15 protein-coding genes are annotated in these 20,647 nt (G+C 61.6%); 8 read left to right on the top strand and 7 right to left on the bottom strand.

What is annotated here, in order from left to right; genetic code table 11:
* Positions 1-4: 4 nt before the first annotated feature.
* The 3 genes from SFUM_RS20170 to SFUM_RS23205 all read right to left on the bottom strand — a co-directional run bounded on the left by SFUM_RS20170 (position 5) and on the right by SFUM_RS23205 (position 2,555).
* A complete protein-coding gene (locus tag SFUM_RS20170) occupies positions 5-931 on the bottom strand; it encodes a metallophosphoesterase family protein (RefSeq protein WP_041441115.1) in 927 nt (308 codons plus the stop codon).
* A gap of 184 nt (positions 932-1,115) precedes the next feature.
* Positions 1,116-2,183 (bottom strand): potassium channel family protein, encoded by a 1,068-nt coding sequence (locus SFUM_RS20175; protein WP_011700694.1) that lies wholly within the window; start codon positions 2,181-2,183, stop codon positions 1,116-1,118.
* Positions 2,184-2,390: 207 nt separating this feature from the next.
* Complete coding sequence (locus SFUM_RS23205; protein ID WP_153307225.1) at positions 2,391-2,555, bottom strand: hypothetical protein; 165 nt, start codon at positions 2,553-2,555, stop codon at positions 2,391-2,393.
* A 396-nt stretch (positions 2,556-2,951) separates the two neighbouring features.
* Between SFUM_RS23205 and carB the strand changes: the two genes are divergently transcribed.
* Positions 2,952-6,152 (top strand): carbamoyl-phosphate synthase large subunit, encoded by a 3,201-nt coding sequence (gene carB, locus SFUM_RS20180; protein ID WP_011700696.1) that lies wholly within the window; start codon positions 2,952-2,954, stop codon positions 6,150-6,152.
* An 81-nt stretch (positions 6,153-6,233) separates the two neighbouring features.
* Here the strand turns inward: carB and budA are convergent, their stop codons facing one another.
* A complete protein-coding gene (budA, locus tag SFUM_RS20185) occupies positions 6,234-7,028 on the bottom strand; it encodes an acetolactate decarboxylase (RefSeq protein ID WP_011700697.1) in 795 nt (264 codons plus the stop codon).
* A 322-nt stretch (positions 7,029-7,350) separates the two neighbouring features.
* On the opposite strand from budA, the gene SFUM_RS20190 reads away from it, so the two are divergent.
* From SFUM_RS20190 to SFUM_RS22190, 4 genes are all read left to right on the top strand, one after another.
* Positions 7,351-7,545, top strand: a complete 195-nt coding sequence (locus SFUM_RS20190; protein ID WP_041441118.1) for a hypothetical protein — start codon at positions 7,351-7,353, stop codon at positions 7,543-7,545.
* A gap of 817 nt (positions 7,546-8,362) precedes the next feature.
* Positions 8,363-9,346 (top strand): 2-hydroxyacid dehydrogenase, encoded by a 984-nt coding sequence (locus tag SFUM_RS20195; RefSeq protein ID WP_011700699.1) that lies wholly within the window; start codon positions 8,363-8,365, stop codon positions 9,344-9,346.
* Positions 9,347-9,473: 127 nt separating this feature from the next.
* Entirely contained in the window at positions 9,474-10,805 is a 1,332-nt protein-coding gene (locus SFUM_RS20200) for a glycerate kinase type-2 family protein (protein ID WP_011700700.1), read from the top strand.
* Between the two features lie 52 nt (positions 10,806-10,857).
* On the top strand, positions 10,858-11,451 hold the full coding sequence (locus tag SFUM_RS22190; RefSeq protein WP_011700701.1) for a protein-tyrosine phosphatase family protein: 594 nt from the start codon (positions 10,858-10,860) through the stop codon (positions 11,449-11,451).
* A 367-nt stretch (positions 11,452-11,818) separates the two neighbouring features.
* Here SFUM_RS22190 and SFUM_RS20210 read toward each other — a convergent pair whose 3' ends face one another.
* Together SFUM_RS20210 and SFUM_RS23210 are read right to left on the bottom strand one after the other, a co-directional pair.
* Positions 11,819-12,355, bottom strand: coding sequence for a macro domain-containing protein (locus tag SFUM_RS20210; protein ID WP_011700703.1), 537 nt, complete (start codon positions 12,353-12,355; stop codon positions 11,819-11,821).
* A 237-nt stretch (positions 12,356-12,592) separates the two neighbouring features.
* The gene (locus SFUM_RS23210) at positions 12,593-13,600 is read right to left on the bottom strand and encodes a hypothetical protein (RefSeq protein WP_011700704.1); all 1,008 of its coding nucleotides are present in this window, start codon (positions 13,598-13,600) and stop codon (positions 12,593-12,595) included.
* Between the two features lie 588 nt (positions 13,601-14,188).
* Between SFUM_RS23210 and SFUM_RS23215 the strand changes: the two genes are divergently transcribed.
* On the top strand, positions 14,189-14,359 hold the full coding sequence (locus SFUM_RS23215) for a hypothetical protein (protein ID WP_153307226.1): 171 nt from the start codon (positions 14,189-14,191) through the stop codon (positions 14,357-14,359).
* 384 nt (positions 14,360-14,743) lie between these two features.
* On the opposite strand, the gene SFUM_RS20225 is transcribed toward SFUM_RS23215, so the two are convergent.
* Positions 14,744-15,478 (bottom strand): MBL fold metallo-hydrolase, encoded by a 735-nt coding sequence (locus SFUM_RS20225; protein WP_011700705.1) that lies wholly within the window; start codon positions 15,476-15,478, stop codon positions 14,744-14,746.
* A 772-nt stretch (positions 15,479-16,250) separates the two neighbouring features.
* Here SFUM_RS20225 and SFUM_RS20230 point away from each other — a divergent pair.
* On the top strand, positions 16,251-17,462 hold the full coding sequence (locus tag SFUM_RS20230; RefSeq protein ID WP_167321383.1) for an efflux RND transporter periplasmic adaptor subunit: 1,212 nt from the start codon (positions 16,251-16,253) through the stop codon (positions 17,460-17,462).
* An 18-nt stretch (positions 17,463-17,480) separates the two neighbouring features.
* Complete coding sequence (locus SFUM_RS20235; RefSeq protein WP_011700707.1) at positions 17,481-20,639, top strand: efflux RND transporter permease subunit; 3,159 nt, start codon at positions 17,481-17,483, stop codon at positions 20,637-20,639.
* Positions 20,640-20,647: the final 8 nt, after the last annotated feature.

Consider the following 20,647-nt stretch of genomic DNA (forward strand, 5'->3'; position numbering starts at 1 on the left):
ATCCTCAGTCGATGGCGGGGTACTCCCGCGGCTGCTCCGCGGGTGACTGCCGGCCATATTCCGGGCGCCGAGGGATCGTCACCTGAAACCGGTCCGTCGTCCGGAACGCCTTCGTGCCCGTCGGGGTTTGAACCGCTCTGAAGGAAACCCGGTCTTCCCCGATCGTGACGGCCACGATGGTTTGCTTCAGGTCGTTGTGGCTTCTCTGGCCGGCGTTTCCAACGTTGACGTACGGAATGCCGCCCGGCTCATCCGGAATCCTGCGGCGATTGTAGACGTGGGTGTGCCCCGCGAAAAATGCCCGCACCTTCTCGTTGTGCCTGAGGAGCACGCTCCAGAAGGGATCGTTGCGGGGATCGTCCGGAATGTAGGGCTCGTGACGGCAGACGAAGACATGCCGGGCGTCCGGAGCCGTGACGATGGCGTTCTCCAGCCATTCCAGCACGGCGGAACCGTGCGGATTGCGGGCGAATTCCGAATACTGGTCGAGCACGATGAACCGGGCGTCGTTCCAGTCGAAGACATAGTTGACGGTTCCGGGAACGTGGAGCTTGACGGACGGCGTCAGCGCCGGGAGCATGTCTTCGAGAATGACCCGGACATCCGCGGGTTTCTCGTGGTTGCCCCGCACCGGGAGCAGTGGAGGGGCATCGGCCTGGAAAACCTCCCTGTAAAGCGTGCGGGTTTGCGAGACCGGATCGATGTCGCCAAGGGCGATGACGATTCCGATCCCGGCGATGTCCGCAATTGCGCCGTTTTTCATGTCGCGGACTTCCTCGAGCACGTTGCGCAGGCGGGAGTGTTCGGAGCGGCTGTCGGCGATGACGGCAAAGGTCCGGGACTGCGCCGCCGCGGCGCCGGAAAGGAAGACCAGGACCAGCACCAGCGCGGCCCACGCCTCAAACCTTGGGAAACACCACTTCGTTCGCATCGATTCATCCGTTCGGCAGATGGGAGCACCTCGCGTTCCCCAGGGCGCGCTTGCAGGCGATGGCGGGAATCCGGGGTTTGCCGGAGACGGTCCGAAATGCGGAGGGAAGGCGGAGCCGGGCCGCGATGCGCGCCGGTGAACGTTTGTTCGGCCTCCGACAGGATGAAGGTTCCGGCGCATCACGCTAATCCGAACAAAGCTGCCTCAGTTTCGACACCTGGGCGGGCTCTCCGATGACGATGATCACCATCCCCGCCTGGATTATTTCCCCCTGGGAGGGGTTGTAAATGAATTCCTCGGCATCCGGTCGTCTGATGGAGATCGGCGCCAGCCCGGTCTTGCGGAAAATATCCGAGGCCGAGAGGGATGAGCCGATCAGGGCGCACGACTCGCCAACCACGACCTCCTCCACCCGGAAAGCCTGTTCCCGGCCGCGAAGCATACGATCCAGGAAGGAGACCACGTTGGGACGAACCATTTCGCTGGCCATCCTCATGCCGCCGATAAAGGACGGATTCACAACGTAATTGGCCCCCGCCCGGTAGAACTTGTCGGCAAGGTTGTTCTCCTCGCAGCGCGCCACGATCTTGATGCCTGGATTGATGTAGCGTGCCTGGACGGTGATCAGCAGGTTGTCGCTGTCGTTGTTGAGAGCGCAGATGATGCCGGATGCCCGATCGATTCCCGCCTTGTGCAGCGCCTCCTCCTCGGTTGCGTTGCCCTGCAGGCAGTACACGTCCTCGAAATGCTTGCGGACGAACGCGATCCGGTCGGGAAGCTCCTCGATCACCACGCACGATCGGTTCGTGGAATGCAGCTCTCGAAGCACGTTGAAACCGGTTTTGCCCGCTCCGCAAACAAGGATGTGACCTTTCAGCGCGGCAATGCGCCTCTCCATCTTCCGCTCCTTCAGCAAACGCGCGAGGTTTTTTTCCACCACGAAGCCGGTGATGGCCGATACGGCGTACAGTGTGACTCCCATTCCCGACCACATCAGAATCATCGCAAAGACTCTCCCGCCCGAGCTGATCTGGTCGAGGACCTCGCCGTACCCCACGGTGGTGAGAGTGATGCTCGTCATGTACGCGCACTCGAAGAAACTCCAGCGTCCGTCCCCGATGACGTAAAAACCTATCGTCCCGAACAGAAAGGCGCACAGGATCATCAGCGCGGGCGCCACCAGGCGCTCGAGGAATTCCTTGGCAAGAGAAAATTCAGCCGCCATGCTTCGGCCGGATGTGGAATCGCTCATGGCTTGAAATGTCCCCGATCGACACGCTGACGGTTGTGGAATCGCGGCGTCTCATGCCGGCTTGCGTTCAAGACGGCGGCAGTGGGCGAGGGCGCTGAGTCCGCCCCCTCCGGTTCCCGGGTCGGCTCGGCATCGCGTAATCGCCATGGGACCGAACGGATCGTTCGCACGGACCCGGGGAAAGCGCCACCCATGGCCGTTCCGGCGCTATTCTTCCTTCACGGTTTTTTCGTAGAGCCAGAGTGCGCCGCTCAGCCGTTCCAGCCCCTGTTCCCACAGGGCCAGTGCCTGTTCCGTAACGCGCGGCAGGGCTCTGAAGAGCTCATCGGCCCGGTCGATCAGTTCGACGATGTCTTGCTCACCCGTATCCATGGTTCACGCTCCCTTGGCCATTCGCCCTCCGAATCGGCGGCAAAGCGCGGCCGAAAAGGCCCGCCCGCCCGCTCTCCGACTGAGGATAAACCGGCCGGTATGGGACGGTTTTGCCCCGGTCCCGTTCCGGGAATGTGCCGGCCCCCGGTACGCATCGCGACTCAACTCGCTATAATGCCCGATAACGAACCCCTCGCACAGAAGATTTTTCGTTTGCCCCCTCCGGTCATGGCCGGATCGGGACCGGTTCATCCCAGCTAATTTATGGCACATCTTATAGCTTGACCAAATAATTAAGCACAAATATAACTGTCGATCGATATCATTCGGTGATCCGGATTCGTTCCGACATTGCCGCTCCCCCCCTTTTACCGGTTCAGGAAAGGTGAGACCCGTATGCCCAAACGCAACGACATTCAAAAGGTGATGATCATCGGCTCGGGGCCGATCATCATCGGCCAGGCCTGTGAATTCGACTATTCGGGAACCCAGGCGTGCAAGGCGCTTCGAAAACTGGGTTATTCCATTCTGTTGGTCAACTCCAACCCGGCGACCATCATGACGGATCCGGGAATGGCCGATGTGACGTACATCGAGCCGCTGACCTTCGAATCGGTGAAAAAGATCATCGAAAAGGAACGCCCGGACGCCATCCTGCCCAATCTCGGCGGTCAGACCGGGCTGAACCTCACGGCCGAGCTTCACCGCAAGGGCGTCCTGGATGCCTGCGGGGTCAAAATCATCGGCGTCCAGGCGGATGCCATCGAACGCGGGGAAGACCGGATCGCCTTCAAGGAGACCATGAACCGGCTCAACATTGAAATGCCGAGGAGCGAGCCGGCTCTGTCGGTGAAGGAGGCCGAGGAGATCGCCGCCCGGCTGGGATATCCGGTGGTGATACGGCCGGCCTACACGCTCGGGGGCACCGGCGGAGGACTCGTCTACAACGTGGAGGAATTGCGCACCATTGCCGGCCGGGGCATTTCCGCGAGCCTGGTGGGACAGGTGCTCGTCGAAGAATCGGTGCTCGGGTGGGAGGAATTGGAGCTCGAAGTGGTGCGTGACGCCAAGAACCGGCGAATCACCGTGTGTTTCATTGAAAACGTGGACGCCATGGGGATTCATACGGGGGATTCGTTCTGCACCGCCCCCATGCTCACCATCTCCCCTGCTTTGCAGGAGAAGCTGCAGAAGTATTCCTATGACATTGTCGAAGCCATCGAGGTCATCGGCGGAACCAACATCCAGTTCGCGCACGATCCGAAAACCGGCCGCGTGGTGGTGATCGAGATCAACCCGAGAACATCCCGCTCGTCGGCACTCGCCTCCAAGGCGACCGGTTTCCCCATCGCCATGATTTCCTCGATGCTGGCCGGAGGCCTCACCCTCGATGAAATCCCCTACTGGCGCGAAGGCACCCTGGACAAATACACGCCCTGGGGGGACTACGTGGTCGTGAAGTTCGCCCGCTGGGCGTTCGAGAAATTCAAGGGCGTCGAGGACCGCCTCGGCACGCAGATGCGTGCGGTGGGAGAGGTGATGAGCCTGGGCAAGAACTACAAGGAAGCCCTTCAGAAGTCCATCCGCTCCCTGGAAATCGGCCGGCACGGATTCGGTTTTGCCGGGGATTTCCGTGGCAGGCCGCTGGAAGAACTGATGGAAGCACTCTGCACGGCCACCAGCGAACGCCAGTTCCTCATGTACGAAGCCTTGAGGAAAGGCGCCGACGTCGGGGCAATCTACGCCAAGACCCACATCAAGCCCTGGTTCATCGAACAGATGAAGGAACTGGTCGAACTTGAGGAAACGATCCTTTCCCACAAGGGGCGCGAGCTGCCCGATGATCTGCTCGCCCGGGCCAAGCGGGACGGCTTTGCCGACAAGTACCTGGCGCAACTGCTGCAAGTGCCCGAAGCCCGGATCCGCAATCGAAGAAAAGAGCTTGGAATCGTCCAGGGGTGGCAGGCGGTGCCGGTCAGCGGGGTCGAGAACGCCGCTTACTTCTATTCGACCTATAACGCTCCCGATGCGGTCGAAACCAGCAGCCGCCGCAAGATCATGGTCCTCGGGGGAGGTCCGAACCGGATCGGCCAGGGAATAGAGTTCGACTACTGCTGCGTGCACGCCGCCTTCGCCCTCAGAGACGAAGGTTTCGAATCCATCATGGTGAACTGCAACCCGGAAACGGTTTCCACCGACTACGACACCTCGGACAAACTGTATTTCGAACCGGTGACCGTGGAAGACGTCCTGTCGATCTATGAAAAGGAGAAACCGGAGGGCGTCATCGTTCAGTTCGGCGGGCAGACCCCGTTGAACATCGCGCGGGAGCTTTGCGACGAGGGGGTGAACATCCTGGGAACGACGGTGGACACCATCGATCTTGCGGAAGACCGGGATCGATTCCGCGGGATGATGAAGAAGCTCGGCATACCGATGCCGGAATCGGGCATGGCGAGCACCCTGGAAGAAGCCCTGGAGGTGGCGCGCAAAATCGGCTACCCGCTCATGGTGAGGCCGTCCTACGTGCTCGGCGGACGCGGCATGGAGATCGTCCATGACGAGGAGATGCTCGAGCGTTACGTGGCGGCGGCGACGGGCGTCACCCCCGATCGGCCCATCCTCATCGACAAGTTCCTCGAGAACGCCATCGAGGCCGAGGCGGACGCCATTTCCGACGGGACCGACGCTTTCGTGCCCGCCGTCATGGAACACATCGAGCTGGCGGGGATTCATTCCGGCGATTCGGCGTGCGTCATTCCACCCATCAGCATCCCGCCGCGTCACCTCGAAACCATCTATGAATACACGCGCAAGATCGCCGTCGAGCTCAACGTGGTCGGCCTCATGAACATTCAGTACGCCATTGCGAGGGACACGGTCTACGTCTTGGAAGCCAACCCGAGGGCATCCCGCACCGTTCCCCTGGTGTCCAAGGTGTGTAATATCCCCATGGCCCGCATGGCCACCTGGATCATGCTCGGCCGAAAACTCGGCGAGCTTGGCGTCAAGAGCCGGCACATACCGCATTTCGGAGTCAAGGAAGCGGTGTTTCCCTTCAACATGTTTCCGGAAGTGGATCCCGTGCTCGGGCCGGAAATGCGCTCAACCGGCGAAGTCCTCGGAATGGCGGATTCTTTCGGCCTGGCCTACTTCAAGGCTCAGGAGGCCACACTCCAGGGCCTCCCGCCGACCGGAACGGTGCTCATCACGGTCGCGGACGAGGACAAGGAAGCCGCACTGCAGGTGGCCAAGCATTTCGAAGGGCTTGGATTCAAGCTCATGACCACGCGCGGCACCCACAGATTCATGCGGGAAAACGGCATCCGGACGGAGCGCATCGACAAGCTGCACGAGGGACGGCCCAATATCGTGGATGCCATCAAGAACAAGGAGATCCACCTGGTCATCAACACACCCGACGGCAAGGTCAGCCTCCACGACGATTCCTACATCCGCAAGGCGGCTATCACTTACAAAGTGCCCTACATCACGACCATCGCCGCCGCCGTTGCCGCGGCCAGGGGGATCGAAGCGTTCCGGAAGGGCTGGAAGGCCGCCAAATCACTCCAGGAATACCACGCGGACATAAAGTGACAGGGAGCCCCGCACGGTCCGGGCAACCATCCCGGAAACGGAAGGGCGCGTGCCGCCGCGCGCTCCCTTCCGCGCGAAGGATCAGCGACCCGCTGTGCCGCTCTGGCCCTCCCCGGGGGGCTGCCGGCGTGCCTGTTCGTCGAATACGAACATCTCGGGAATCTCCATGCGCAGGTTGAAGGTGTGGTCGATTTGAAGCCTGACGCCGTTTGCCGTGCAGGTCATCACGTGGCCGCCGGTTTCCCGTTCTTCGTCGAGAAAATGCAGGTGATACCCGGGCACGTTGATGCCGCTGCTGTAATCCGGACACCGGAAACCGACCATGGTCCCCTTGACATGCCGCAGCTCGAGCACCGGGAAGCCTCTCACGATGTCTCCCAGGGGCGCGTACGGTTCCTGCTGCCGAGTGACGTTGCGAAGCTTGATGTATTCGAAAGTCCCCTCCAGCCTTATGGCGTAGAAAACCAGGTGACTGGGCGCCACTTGTTTGAGCAGGATTTCGAATTCATGCCAGGGCATGCGGTTGGGCAGGTCCAGTTGAATGTCCGGCTCGAAGAAGATGACCACGGCGAAGGGGGTTTTCATGGAGGGTTCGACCAGCCGTGCCTTGCCGTCCGCGAGGATCTGGTAAAAAGAACCGTCGAAGGCGATCATCTCACCGTCCAGGGAATTGAAAGTTCCCAATCCGAAATTCCCGTGTTCGGCCAGTTTTTCATACGTGGTGTGCCCGTCGTAGAGGCCTTCCATCAGCACGCTCATAGTCGAGATCTGATAGAGCTCATGGGCTTTCGTCAAGTCCTGGTGCACGCGGTGCTTCTTCCTGCGATGAAGACTGAGCGCGTGGATGAATCTGGTTTCGATGTCCCGTAAAGACATGCGCGACTCCTGGGCTGAACGTTCATTTTGACCGGTTCGTGCACGGGCGTTGCCCGCGACGACACAAGGGTGTTCCCGGGCCGATGCCGCCGCCGGGGGGCGGCTCTCGAATCCCCGGGACATTCGTTTTACAGTGTTGATTATTCTTTTCCTATATTATAAAGTGACTCTAATATGAATTCTGCCTCATCGGAGCGCCGGCTGCAGGGTCGAGACGCCCGTCGCGCCGGTGACCGGGTGGGCGAGCCCGCGAGACGGACCGGACCGTGTCGCACGGCGCCGCCCGAAGCGAGGGAACCTCATTTGCGTGGAGGATGGAAGCATGGCAATTGGTCACGCCCCCAAACTGGTTGGCCAGCAGAAGCAGAAGAATCCGACGAATCTCAGCGAGCTCGTCGAGCACTTCGAGGCGCAGGCGAACATCCTTCAGGAAGGCGGGTGGGCCGAAGACGCCGCCGGTCTTCGCAAGTGGGCGGCTGAACTGAAGGAACAGCCCACGAGGGACCATCGTCGGTAGAAAGTCTCTGCGTCGACTCGCTGCAACTGCCTGTTCGTCGTTTTCCTCAACGCCGGTCTTACGGCCGAATCACATTAGCATTTTTGCCCTGCGCCAGCCACTCTTTTCCTGAAAACAAAGGACTTCGGAGGAGCGGGCGGATGTCTCCCGGCAGGGCGTCCTCCGAGGCCGCCCGAGATCGGGTGCTCTCCCGCCTCGAATCGATCTCGTCCGGGGCCGAGGGTCCATGGACCGAGCCTCGTGATACCAGGTCGCATTTAAGATCGCGCAACAACCGTTCGCCCGACTTTGCGGCGAAGGGGACATGCCATGTTCCCTCTCCGGAGAAGATCGTCCGCGGAGGTGTGCCGGTCGTTAGTGGAAACTGCGTTCTTTGTCAATATCTGAGTCGCGTAGGGTGGGGTGCGCGGCAGCGCAGCCCACGGTCCCAATACCCTTGCCCCTGCCGTCGTAGCCAATATACTGGGGGGAGAGCTTTGTGCCCTCCCGTCAATACGACCACCTTGAACGCAAGTCCGCATGAAAAGTCGGGTTTTCCCGCAGTGCACGCATCGAGGGCCGTCCCCGGTTCGTTTCGGGACCTGCAATCGGTCCCTGTGACGGCACGCGGACCGTTCGTTTGCCCTTGCCGGCAGGCGTCCGGTTGCCATTCCTCTGGCTGAAGCCGTCGCCTTGAAGTATGATCGAACCCGGATGCGATTCTCGTTGGAGAATCGCAAGCGGGCATTCACGCCCGGAAAGGCCGGTCGTAGTCCTCAACGTTCGCAAAAGGCCGGTCGGCCTGACTGCCGCTCTTGACTCGACGATGGAGGAACCCATGAAAATCCTGGTGACCGCGCGGCTGTCCGACGATGTGGTGTCGCTCATCGAGCAGGACCATGAAGTTGAAATGAACCGGGAAAATCGACCCATGGAGAGGGGTGCCCTGCTTGCCGGGATAGCGGGCAAACAGGGCGTTCTGTGCAGTATTTCGGACCGTGTGGACGAGGAGTTCCTGGCGCTCGCCCCGGGTCTCAAGATCATCGCGAACTTCGGAGTCGGGTTCGATCATATCGACATTGCCGCCGCTTCCAGGCGCGGGATTCCGGTGACCTACACGCCGGGGGTTCTCACCGACGCGACGGCCGATATTGCGTTTGCCTTGATTCTGGCGGTTTCGCGCCGGGTGGTCGAAGGGGACCGAATGACCAGGGAGGGGGGATTCAGGTTCTGGGCTCCGTTCCACTTCCTCGGGAGGCAGGTGAGCGGGAAGACGCTGGGGATCGTCGGCATGGGGCGCATCGGGGAAGCGGTGGCCAGGCGGGCGGCGGGATTCGACATGAAGATCGTCTACCACGGCCGGAACAGGCTCGACCCGGCCGACGAGCAGCGACTGCGGGCACGATACCTGCCCTTGCACGAGCTCCTGCGGGAAGCCGACTTCGTGTCCCTTCACGTGCCCCTGACCACCGAGACCCGCCATCTCATCGGCCTCGAGGAATTGCGGCTCATGAAGCCTTCGGCCGTCCTGATCAATACGTCGCGCGGCCCGGTGGTGAACGAGGCGGCCCTGGTCGAGGCGCTGCAGGAGGGGCGAATCGGCGGGGCGGGCCTCGACGTCTACGAGAACGAACCCGAATTGGCGGCGGGACTCTCCGGGCTGGAAAACGTGGTGCTCCTTCCACACGTGGGGAGCGCCACCATCGAAACGCGAACGAAAATGGCGCTCATGGCCGTGGAAAACCTCCTGGTCGGACTGCGCGGCGAGCAGCCGCCGAATTGCCTGAACTGGTCCTCGGTGATGGGCGTAAAAGGGAGATGAAGCGGGCGGGGGCGGTTGCGTCGGTTCCGGGAAACCGGAACGGGATGCGCGCGCCGCTCCATGGATCAATGGACCGGGAGCCCTTCTCCAAGGCTCTGAAGCGTCGGTCGGTTCGAGGATCACTTCGATGAGGGACAAGCAGCGCCGTGCGCTCACTGAAATCCACCTTGCGGGGCTTCGGGCCGTGGAGCCGGAGAATGCCGTGAAAGTTCACCTTCGGCGGTCCGGTAACGATCTCCACGTGGGAGAGCGGTCCTACGCCCTGGATGATTTCGAGAGGATCATTCTGGTGGGAGCCGGGAAGGGGGCCGCTCCGATGGCCAAAGCGGTCGAGGACGTTCTTGGCGACCGGCTCGCCGCCGGATGGATTACGGTCAAATACGGTCACGGCCTCTCCCTGAAAAAAACCCATGTCATGGAGGCCGGCCATCCGATTCCGGACGAAGCGGGGCTCGAGGCGACTCGAACGTTGCTGGCCCGGCTCGGGGAATGCTCGGAGCACGATCTGGTCGTCGGGGTCTTTTCCGGCGGAGGTTCCGCTCTGCTTCCCGCGCCATGTCCGGCCGTCTCCCTCGAGGAGAAAAAGGAGATCACTCGGCTGTTGCTGGAATGCGGTGCATCCATCGATGAGATCAACGCCGTCAGGAAGCATCTGTCGCGAAGCAAAGGGGGAGGCCTCGCCAAGGCGGCTCATCCGGCGACGGTGGTTTCCCTCCTGCTCTCGGATGTGATCGGCGACCGGCCGGATGTGATCGCCTCGGGTCCCACCGCACCGGATGTCAGCACCTTCGCGGACGCCCTCGAAATCATCGAACGATACGGCCTCACGGGCAAGATCTCCACGAACGTTCTCGGGCGCCTGAACGACGGGGCCGCAGGCAGACTGGAGGAAACACCCAAACCGGGCGATCCCCTGTTCGCCGGGCTGCTGAACCTGGTCGTCGGGAACAACCGGGCCGCGCTGAACGCCGCCGCCGACAGGGCACGTGCCCTCGGCTTCCATACGCTGGTCCTTTCCTCCGGCATCCGGGGCGAAGCCAGGGAAGTGGCGAAGGTTTTCGCGGCTGTCGGAAGAGAAGTGATCGAGGCGGGGCATCCGGTTGCCGCTCCGGCGTGTATTCTTTCGGGGGGGGAGCCCACCGTCACCGTTCGAGGCCCGGGCAAGGGAGGCCGCAGCCAGGAACTGGCGTTGGCTTTCGCCATCGCCGTGGACGGGCTGGACCGGTTGGCGCTGCTCGCCGCCGGCACCGACGGCACCGATGGGCCAACCGACGCCGCCGGCGCGTTTGCGGATGGGCACACCTGCAGCCGCGCCCTGCGGCTCGGCCTCATCCCCCGTGAATTCCTCGCCCGTAATGATTCATACAATTTTTTTGCGCCGATCGACCAACTGTTCAAAACCGGCCCCACGCGAACCAACGTCATGGACCTCTTCTGCCTGATCGTGGATCGGGAGTGAGCGGGTGGAGCGGATGACCTTACGGAGCGGATCGAATAAGGAAAGAGGCGTTATGAGCGATCGCAGGGAACCTGCCGCCGGCTCGCCCGGAGCAACCGAGGAGGTCGTGCCGCCGCTGAGGGGAAGCTACTGGGTGTTGCCCGGTAGGTTGCTGGCCGGACGATGTCCGATACGGCACGACCCCGGCGACACGGCGCGGGATCTGGGGGTATTGATCGAGAGCGGCATTCGCTGCGTGATCGACCTCATGGACGGCAAGGAAGTGGATCGCGACGGAAACCCTTTCCCGGATTACGGGGATGCGCTCACCCGGGTGGCCCGGGCCGCCGGCACGGCCGTCACGCGGCGAAAAATCCCGGTGGACCACCTCGCGCCGGAAGAAGGCGCCATCCGGACCGTGCTCGATGCGATCGACGGGGCTCTGGCGGAGGGAAAGCCGGTTTTCCTGCATTGCTGGGCCGGGCGGGGTCGCACAGGGGTGATCGTGGGCTGCTACCTCGTGCGCAACGGTTTGAGCGGAAGAGAAGCCTTGGAGGAAATCGCCCGTCTGCGCGGACACCTGGAAAGCGAGCATCCCTCGCCGGAAGCCGAGACGCAGAGGAAGATCGTTCTGACCTGGCAGGATACCACACGGGCTGCCGGATGAGACCTCAAACGACGTCGAGGTGCCGGGCATTCCGGTCGGCGGTCTGTCCCCCGCTTCATGCGCGGCAGTCCCGTCTGGTCCAATGGGAGAGGTCTTCAGGCTTGCGTGATTGAGGATGCAGGTCCCACTCCGGCCACCCGCTTTTTTGCAGGTAGACGTCGTCGACGGCGGCCTCGGGCGATAGATATGCGCCGAGTTCCTCATCGTCGATTCCAAGGAGGAATCGTCCTCGACCTCGAGGACTGAACCGGATCCAAAAAATGCCGACATCCGTCTCATATAGCCACATCGTGCCGGACCTTCTCACGCTCGGGTTGCGCCGATCGAGCACCGGCCCCGACATCCGGGCCGCCGGTCGACGAGCGGATCAGAACACATCGAGAAACTCGCAGGCGTTGTAGTCGGGTACGATGAGCCACAACCGCTTCAGCGTCTCGGGCGGGTTTTTCTCCAAAACCCGGCGCAGGAGCAAGGCCGAACGGCGAGGCAGCAGGGTGCCGTGCACCGTACCGAGCAGTGGCAGCGCAACGGACTGGAAACCATGCCCGGCGGCTTCGCGCACTATGGCCTGAAACGCGGCGGAAACCCATTCCTCCTTCCACGTCGGTTCACGATCCAGGTCGTGAACGATTGCATAAATCATTGCCGGGAAACCGTGTTTCACCATCACGCTGCCGGGCTGCACCGGGCGCGCGGTAAATGCCGCCGTCAGGATCCGAACGGGGTGGTCCGCCGTTTCGTGAAATTGCGGTCCGGCACTGAGCACCATGTAGGAATCCTCTTCGGCCACCACGGCATCCACCTGGAACGGAGGCCTCCGGTACGGCTCCGCCGCAATCACGATGCCGCCGAACGTCGTCCGGTTTCGGTCCATACCACGGATCAGTCTGAGCTGCGGCATCATGCCGTTCCTTGGCTGGTGTCAGCGGATGGTCTCATGAGTGCCCGCATCGGACACGGTTTCCGAAGGGATCAATGTATTCGAACTCGGTGAAATGTTCAATGGAGAGAAAGGCGGGAAGAAAGGAGATCGAAGACGCGATGCTTCGACCTCCTCGGGAAAGGTCGTAACGATCCGCTTTCGCAAGATGTGTGTGCGCCCCGGAGGCCGTATAGCCTCCGAGGCGGCCGAGTTTTCCTCTCAGATCACGATCGAGAACGAAAACCACGGGAAAAATCCGAGGAACGGCAGCACGCAGTAGGGATCGTAGGAACCGTAATATCCGCCGTCGTAGTACCCGTAGTAGTCTGAGGAGTAGGCATACGGCCAGTAATATCCGAAACCGAATCCGTACGGCCAGTAGTTCCACCAGTATGGCCAGTATGGTCTGCCGTACCATGAACCCCAGCCCCAACGCCAGTGTCCGTAATAGTCGTATCCCCATCCGCCCCAGTGGTTGGACCAATGGTTGTGGTCCCATCTCCCGTGGCGCTGGTTATAATACGCCGCATTCGCGTGGTTCCACCTCGGATAGCGGCTGTTCCCGGCCTGCGCGCGGTTGTTCCATGCATTCCCGCGACTGTTCCCGGCCTGTGCGCGGTTGTTCCATGCATTCCCGCGGCTGTTCCCGGTCTGCCCGCGATTGTTCCAGGCTTGCCCTCGGTTGTTTCGGGCGGCGTCACGGTTGTTCCATGCATTCCCGCGGCTGTTCCCGGTCTGCCCGCGATTGTTCCAGGCCTGGCCTCGGCTGTTTCGGGGCGCGTTGCGGTTGTTCCATGCCTGTCCGCGGCTGTTCCCGGTCTGCCCGCGATTGTTCCAGGCCTGGCCTCGGCTGTTCCGCGCGGAGTCGCGGTTGTTCCATCCCTGTCCGCGACTGTTCCCGGCCTGCCCGCGATTGTTCCAGGCCTGGCCTCGGTTGTACGAACGCTGACCGCCGTAACTCCTGTACTGGGAACCGGTATTGCCCCTGAACTGGGAACCGGCATTGCCCCTGAATCCCTGGCGGGAGCCGCTGAAGGAATGTCCTCCTCCTCCGCGTCCTCCACCGAAAGAATGTCCTCCGCCACCGGCGCGTCCTCCACCGAAAGAATGTCCGCCGCCGCCGTGGCCGCCTCCCCGCCCTTGAGCGTAGCTGAAAGAAGGTGTGGATACAATCAGCAGGAGCGCGGCAGATAGCAATGAAAGGGATGCGAGCTTCCAAGACCTCATTTCTATCACCTCCCCCCAACAGTCATTGTTGAGACTAACAATTTGAAAGTACACACTTTACCATACCTGTCAAGGTATCCCCGAAGTATCCGGAGCAGCACCGGCATCGGACGGTCCTGCAAAGAATCATTCCCCACCCTGCCTTTCCCGCCTGTCGATGCCGCGCTGACCCATGTCCCCGACCTCCAGGCGCCCCGGATGCCGTATCTGCGAATAATGCCGCCGAGCTTTCACGAGGACTGCCGCACAAGAAGGACATGGATCGTTTCCCGGCGGTTTTTCAACGGGGCGGCGCCACGCTCCGCACCCGGCTTTCCCCAACCCGCGTTTTTTCCAAGCCTCCTTCGGTTCAAAGTCGGTTGCCGTTACACCCGTTCTTGTCCTTTCAATCATGATGACGACCGAGGATGCAAAAGAGTCTACATAAATATCTCAATAACATCGCGCGGAAAGCCGATAGATTCCGGAAGATTTCATGTGCGGGGAATCCGTCGGTTGCATGCCGTTCAGATTTTGCTTGAAAAATTCTCTTGAGGCCTGGATGCTGGATTGTGTGTCATTCAATAAAACGGGGGAGGGAATGAATTTATGAAGACGGTCGTTCGAATGCTTGTTGTTGCCGCGGTGGTCGCCGCGATCGCCGCCTGTTCGGGAGTGCAGGTCTACCAGCCGTCTCCGGCTTCTCAGGGAGGATACGACTTTGCGGCGGGAGATCTGCCGAGCCCCTATCCGCCTTATCATCGTCCGAGCCATGATTGATGGGATGAAAGAAATGATCCTGCGTGGACTTCCGGTCCTCGCGTTGATTCCGTCGCCGCTGGGTTGCGCGAAAACGAGGACCTGAGGGGATGATTGCGCCGAGCGGCAACCCCGTCGATTCGACGCAGGGGATGGAGCCGGCGGCCATTGTCCGCGGCGTCACGACCCGAGCCCCTGAAAACCCTGCACCATGCGGTATGGCGGACCGGAAGGTATTTCAGGTCCTCATTGCGCCTGGTGGCGGGGGTTGCGATACGCAGAATCGGAGTTTGAGCTTCATCGATGAGTTGCGCCTTGTGCTTCGAGGCCGGGTTGTTCCGGGCTCTTCGGCGTTCCGGTGCCCCGTCTTATCATACGAGGCTTCTGTCCGATCCCCGACGAGAGTCACTTCAGATTCCGGATGCGCACCTCGATGCTCTTTTCATCCTTGAGCAAACCGATCAACTGCGTGACGTCGGTCTCACCGTAATGATAGGGATAAAGAATCCGGGGCCTGATGATCCGGGCGGCGTCGGCGACCATCTCGGGCGTCATGGTATAGGGCAGGTTCATCGGCAGAAAGGCGATGTCGATATTCTTCAGGTCTTTCATTTCCGGAATGTTTTCCGTGTCGCCGGCCACGTAAACCCTCTTTTCGCCGAAGGTGAACACATAGCCGTTGCCGAAGCTTTTTGCGTGATAAGGGAAGCCGGACGGCCTCAAGTGCACGATGTTATAGGCCGGGACCGCCTCCACCGTGATGCCCTGAATGGTCTTCAGATCCCCATTGTGCATCACCAGGCCTTCCTGGTACTGCCGACCGCAGGTTTCGGTCAACACGACCAGAGTTTTGTCCGTAACGATGTGCCCCAGCGCCTTCGGATCGAAGTGGTCCTTATGTTCGTGCGTGATGAAAACGATGTCGGCTTTGGGCAGCTTGGAATACTCGGCGACTTCGCTGTAGGGGTCGACATAGATGACCTTGTCGGCAAATTGGAAGGCAAGGCTGCCGTGCCCGAGAAACTGAACGGACAGCGGACCCGCGGCGGTCTCGAATCTGTCCGATTCCACCTGCTGCGCGCCCGCATCGGGAAAGACCGCCACAACGAGGAACAACACCAGAGTCAGCGCCTTTGTCATAGACAATCTCCTTAGGCTTGTCGGATCGAAACGGGCTTGGCCGGCCCGGCCGATGTCGACATGGATTCACGACATGACGCGGCCTGCCCAAGCCTTTCCGTCTTTGTTTTGGGGGCACTCGCCACTCGCTTTCGGCGGCGCCTGTCTGCAAACATAAGAAGAGGCGGGTGTCCGGTCGAGTCGTGCATCGGCAAAAAGCTTGACAAGCGATATGCAGGCCGATGACGCCGAGAGGCTCGGTGCCGCTTGGGCGAGGGCCTTGCGCGAGATCGACCCCGCGCCGGGCGTTCGAGCGGCCGTCGGACCGGGCGAAACCTCCCCGATGAAGTCTTTTAACATCGGATGACTCTCGTCATCAAGCGTCCATCTCGTGCGACCAGGAGCCTTTCGCCACGGTGACGGGCGCATGGGTTGCGGCGCGATTCCGGTGTTGCCGCATTGCGTTGAGTGCTGTCCGAGTCTGAAAGTTTTTGTGTTTTGCTCGGCGGGTGTTGTATAAATTCGCAGGTTTCGCTCCACAGGCCGAAAGGGTGAGAGCGGGCAGTCAGGGGGCACGATACCGCGTGGCCTCGATGTGGGTCGGGTTTTGAGTGAAACAAACACAACGCACGGGCATTGGTGGGCGTCCCGTTGCGGTGTCACGATCGTCCGAATCAGCCGGCAGCCGGTCTTTCGAGCCAATCGGAGCGACATGACGCGCCGGAGTGCGCCGGTCGGTCCGCTCCCTCACGGTCGCAACCCGGAAGCCGCCGTCCGCGGAAAGGATACGACATTGTTTTCTCCAGTCCTGAATAAGCCCGCACTGGTCCTGGCGGCCCTGCTTCTGGCGGGAGTAATGTCCGGCTGCGAGCGACAGAACCAGTATGTCGCGCCTCCGCCGCCGGCCGTCACCGTGAGTCAGCCTTTGAAAAAAGAGGTGACCGACTACCTTGAGTTCACCGGGACGACCCAGGCGGTCGCTACCGTCGATATTCGCGCCCGGGTCCAAGGCTTCCTGCAGACCGCCACCTTCAGGGAAGGCGCTTTCGTCAAGAAGAACGATCTGCTCTACATCATTGATCCCAGGTCCTACCAAGCCGCGGTGGACAAGGCCGTGGCCGATCTGGCCGACAAGAAGGCCCAGGCGGAGAAGGCCGAAGTCGAGCATCTTCGCAATCAGAGGCTTTTCAAGGAGAATGCCACCTCCGAGAAGGAACTGGTCAACGCCAAGGCGGCCCGGGATTCCGCCAAAGCCAATGTCGCGGCCGCGGAAGCGAGCCTCGAGGATGCCAAAATCAACCTGGGTTATTGCTCGATTTACGCTCCGCTCAGCGGACGCATCGGCCGGAACCAGGTGGACATCGGCAACCTGGTGGGGGCGGGGGAGTTCACTCTCCTTACGACCATCAAGCAGTACGACCCCATCTATGCCTACTTTACGCTCAACGAACGGCAGCTCCTGAGGCTGATGCGGCTGGCGCGCAAGGGCCGGGAATATGCCGTTCAGGACACGGTCATCCACATGGCGCTGGCCAACGAGAACGGGTATCCGCACGAGGGAAGGCTGGACTACGCGGACCTCGGCGTGGATCAGAGCACCGGGACCATGCTCATGCGCAGCGTCTTTTCGAATCCGAATCCTCCGGCCATTCTGCCCGGCCTGTTCGTGCGGCTGCGCGTGCCGGCCGGGGTCCGACCCGGCGCGCTGCTGGTGAGCGAGCGCGCCATCGGGTCCGACCAGGGCGGTCAGTTCGTGCTGGTTGTGAACTCGGAGGATATCGTCGAAATGAGGCGGATCGTTCCGGGTAGCGTGACGGACGGCATGCGCGTCATAGAGGAAGGTCTCAACGGCGATGAGTGGATCGTCGTCAACGGCATTCAGCGGGCCCGCCCAGGGGCCAAGGTCAAGCCGACGCGCGTCGATTCCGTTGCGCGCGACGCGGCGGCCGGCACTCCGTCCGGCAGCGCCCCGAACACAGCCGCGAGTCCGTCGGCCAAACCGTGATTTGGAGCAAACCCGCCCATGCTGTCCCGATTCTTCATCGACCGGCCGATTTTTGCCAACGTCATCGCGATCGTGACCATCATTTTCGGTCTTGTGACGCTGCTGCTGCTGCCTGTTGAGCAGTATCCCCAGATCACGCCGCCCACGGTCCTCGTGTCGACCGTCTATCCGGGGGCGAGCGCCGAAGTGGTGGCGGATACGGTCGCGGCGCCCATCGAGCAGCAGGTGAACGGCGTCGAGCACATGCTCTACATGTCCTCGAACTCGGCCAATGACGGGTCCTACTCGCTCACGGTGACCTTCGAGGTCGGGACCAACCTCGATATGGCCCAGGTGCTGGTCCAGAACCGTGTGGCGATTGCCGAACCGACTCTCCCGGACGACGTCAAGCGCCAGGGGGTGAACGTCCAGAAGCAATCCACCTCCTTCATCCAGTTCATCGCGCTCAGCAGCCCCGACGGCAGCCACGACGATCTCTTCCTGAGCAACTACGCCACCTTGAACGTACGGGACGAACTCAGCCGCATCGAGGGCGTCGGGAATGTTTCGGTGATGGGCAGCGCCAGCTACAGCATGCGCGTTTGGCTCGATCCCGAAAAGCTCAAGAGCCGGAGCCTCACCACGCAGGATGTGGTCGACGCGATTCAGGAGCAGAACGTCCAGGTCGCTGCCGGCCAGATCGGGCAACCCCCGGCCCCGGCGGGACAGAACTTCCAGTACACCGTCACCACCCTGGGGCGGCTGAGCGACGTCGAGCAGTTCCAGAACATCATCGTCAAGACCACTGCCGACAGCCAGGTGGGCGCGCGCATCACCCGGGTGAAAGACGTGGCCCGGGTCGAGCTCGGGGGGCAGGTTTACGATCAGTATTTCCAGATGCACGGAAAACCCGCGGCCGGCATCGGCATCTACCAGCTCCCGGGTGCCAACGCGCTCGATGTCTCGACAAAGGTCAGCAAGAAGATGGCGGAGTTGAGCAAGTCGTTTCCGGCCGGGGTGACGTATGACATCCCTTTCGATACGACCCGGTTCGTGACCGCATCCATACACGAAGTCTACAAAACGCTGATCGAAGCGGGCATCCTGGTACTGATCGTGATCCTCGTGTTCCTCCAGGACTGGCGGGCGGTGCTGGTGCCCGCAACCACCGTGCCCGTCACCATCATCGGAGCCTTCGCCGCCATGGCGGCACTGGGTTTCACCGTCAACATCCTCACTCTCTTCGGTTTGATCCTCGCCATAGGCATCGTCGTGGACGACGCCATCGTCATCGTGGAGAACGCCGCTCATCACATCGAACGGGGGCTGCCTCCACGGGAGGCGACGATCAAAGCCATGGATGAAATCATCGGTCCGGTGATCGGCATCACGCTCGTTCTGATGGCGGTCTTCCTCCCCACGGCCTTTCTCGGGGGCATCACCGGGCAGCTCTATCGGCAGTTCGCCCTCACCATCGCGGCCACCGCCGTGATCAGCGCCATCAACGCCGTGACCCTGAAGCCCGCCCAGTGTGCGCTGTGGCTGCGCAAGAACCCGGAGCACCGCAACTTGTTCTTCCGCGGTTTCAACGCCGTCTACAGCCGCTGCGAACATGTATACTCCATTATGATAGCCTGGATGGTGCGGCACACCGTTGCCATGCTGATCCTTTTCGCCGTGCTGATCGGAAGCGCCACGTGGGGATTCCTGGCCCTGCCCACCGGTTTTCTGCCGACGGAAGACCAGGGATACGCGATTGCCAGTGTGCTGCTCCCCGATGCGGCTTCGCAGGAGCGTACCCGGGAAGTTGTGGCAAAGATGAACGACATGATCGCGAAGACTCCCGGAGTGGTCGACTATCTGACCGTCGGCGGCTACTCGGTGCTGGACGGCACCGGGGCTTCCAATGCGGCGGCATTCTGGATCATTTTCAAGGACTGGAAGGAACGCAAGGACCCGAGCCTCTCCCAGGAGGCCATTCTCGGCCACCTGCGACGGCAGTTCGCGACCATCGAGGAGGGCATCGCTTTCGTTTTCGTTCCGCCGTCCATCCAGGGACTCGGGGTTGCGGGCGGTTTCCAGATGCAGCTTCAGGACCGCGGCGGCACGGGGGGCGAGCAGCTCCAGGCCATTGCCCAGGAGATGGTCGTGGACGGCGAAGCCCAGCCCGGCCTGCAGGCGCTCAATACGACCTACCGCTCCGGCATCCCGCAGCTCTATGTCGATGTCGACCGCGTCAAGGTAAAGGCCCTGAACATCCCTTTGAGCAGAGTGTTCGGCACGCTGCAGGCCTCTCTCGGTTCGGCATACGTTAATGATTTCAACAAGTTCGGACGTACCTACCAGGTCCGGGTCCAGGCCGATCGGCGATTTCGCGCCAGGTCCGAGGACGTGGCCCAACTGGAGGTTCGGAGCGACAACGGCAACATGGTCCCCCTGGGCACGATGGTGGACGTGGAGGAAAGCCTCGGCCCCCTGGTCATCAATCGATACAACCTCTATCCGTCCGCTGCCGTCAACGGTGAGGCCGCGCCCGGATACAGCTCGGGGCAGGCCTTGAAGCTCATGGAACAGATGGCGGCCAACAAGCTGCCCCCCTCGATGAGCTTCGACTGGACCGGGATGTCCTACCAGGAGAAGAAAGTCGGGGGCGAGGCGTTCATGATCTTCGGCCTGGCGATCCTGCTGGTCTACCTGGTGCTGGCGGCCCAGTACGAAAGCTGGACGAATCCCGCGGCGGTCATCCTCGTGGTGCCCCTGGCCCTGCTGGGCACGGTCATTGCCTTGGCGCTCACCGCCACGGACAACAACATATACACTCAAATCGGCATCGTTCTCCTGATCGCCCTGGCGTCCAAAAACGCGATTCTCATCGTGGAGTTTGCGCGGGAACTGAGAGCGGACGGCAAGGATCTCCTGGACGCCGCGGTCCAGGCGGCCCGGATGAGGTTCCGGCCGATCCTGATGACCTCGTTTGCGTTCATCATGGGCATCTACCCGCTGGTGCGGGCGGAGGGCGCCAGCGCAGCCAGCCGGCGGGCGCTGGGTACGGCGGTGTTCGGAGGCATGCTTGCTTCGACTTTTCTCGCCGTCCTGTTCGTGCCGGTCTTTTATGTGGTGTGGCAGCGGTTGAGCGAATCCCTCGCCGGGTTCAAGAAGAAGCCGGTTTCCGCCGATTCCGGCACACCTCCGGAATAGGGGGTCTC

The sequence above is a fragment of the Syntrophobacter fumaroxidans MPOB genome (genome assembly GCF_000014965.1).
GTDB classification, from domain to species: Bacteria; Desulfobacterota; Syntrophobacteria; order Syntrophobacterales; family Syntrophobacteraceae; genus Syntrophobacter; species Syntrophobacter fumaroxidans.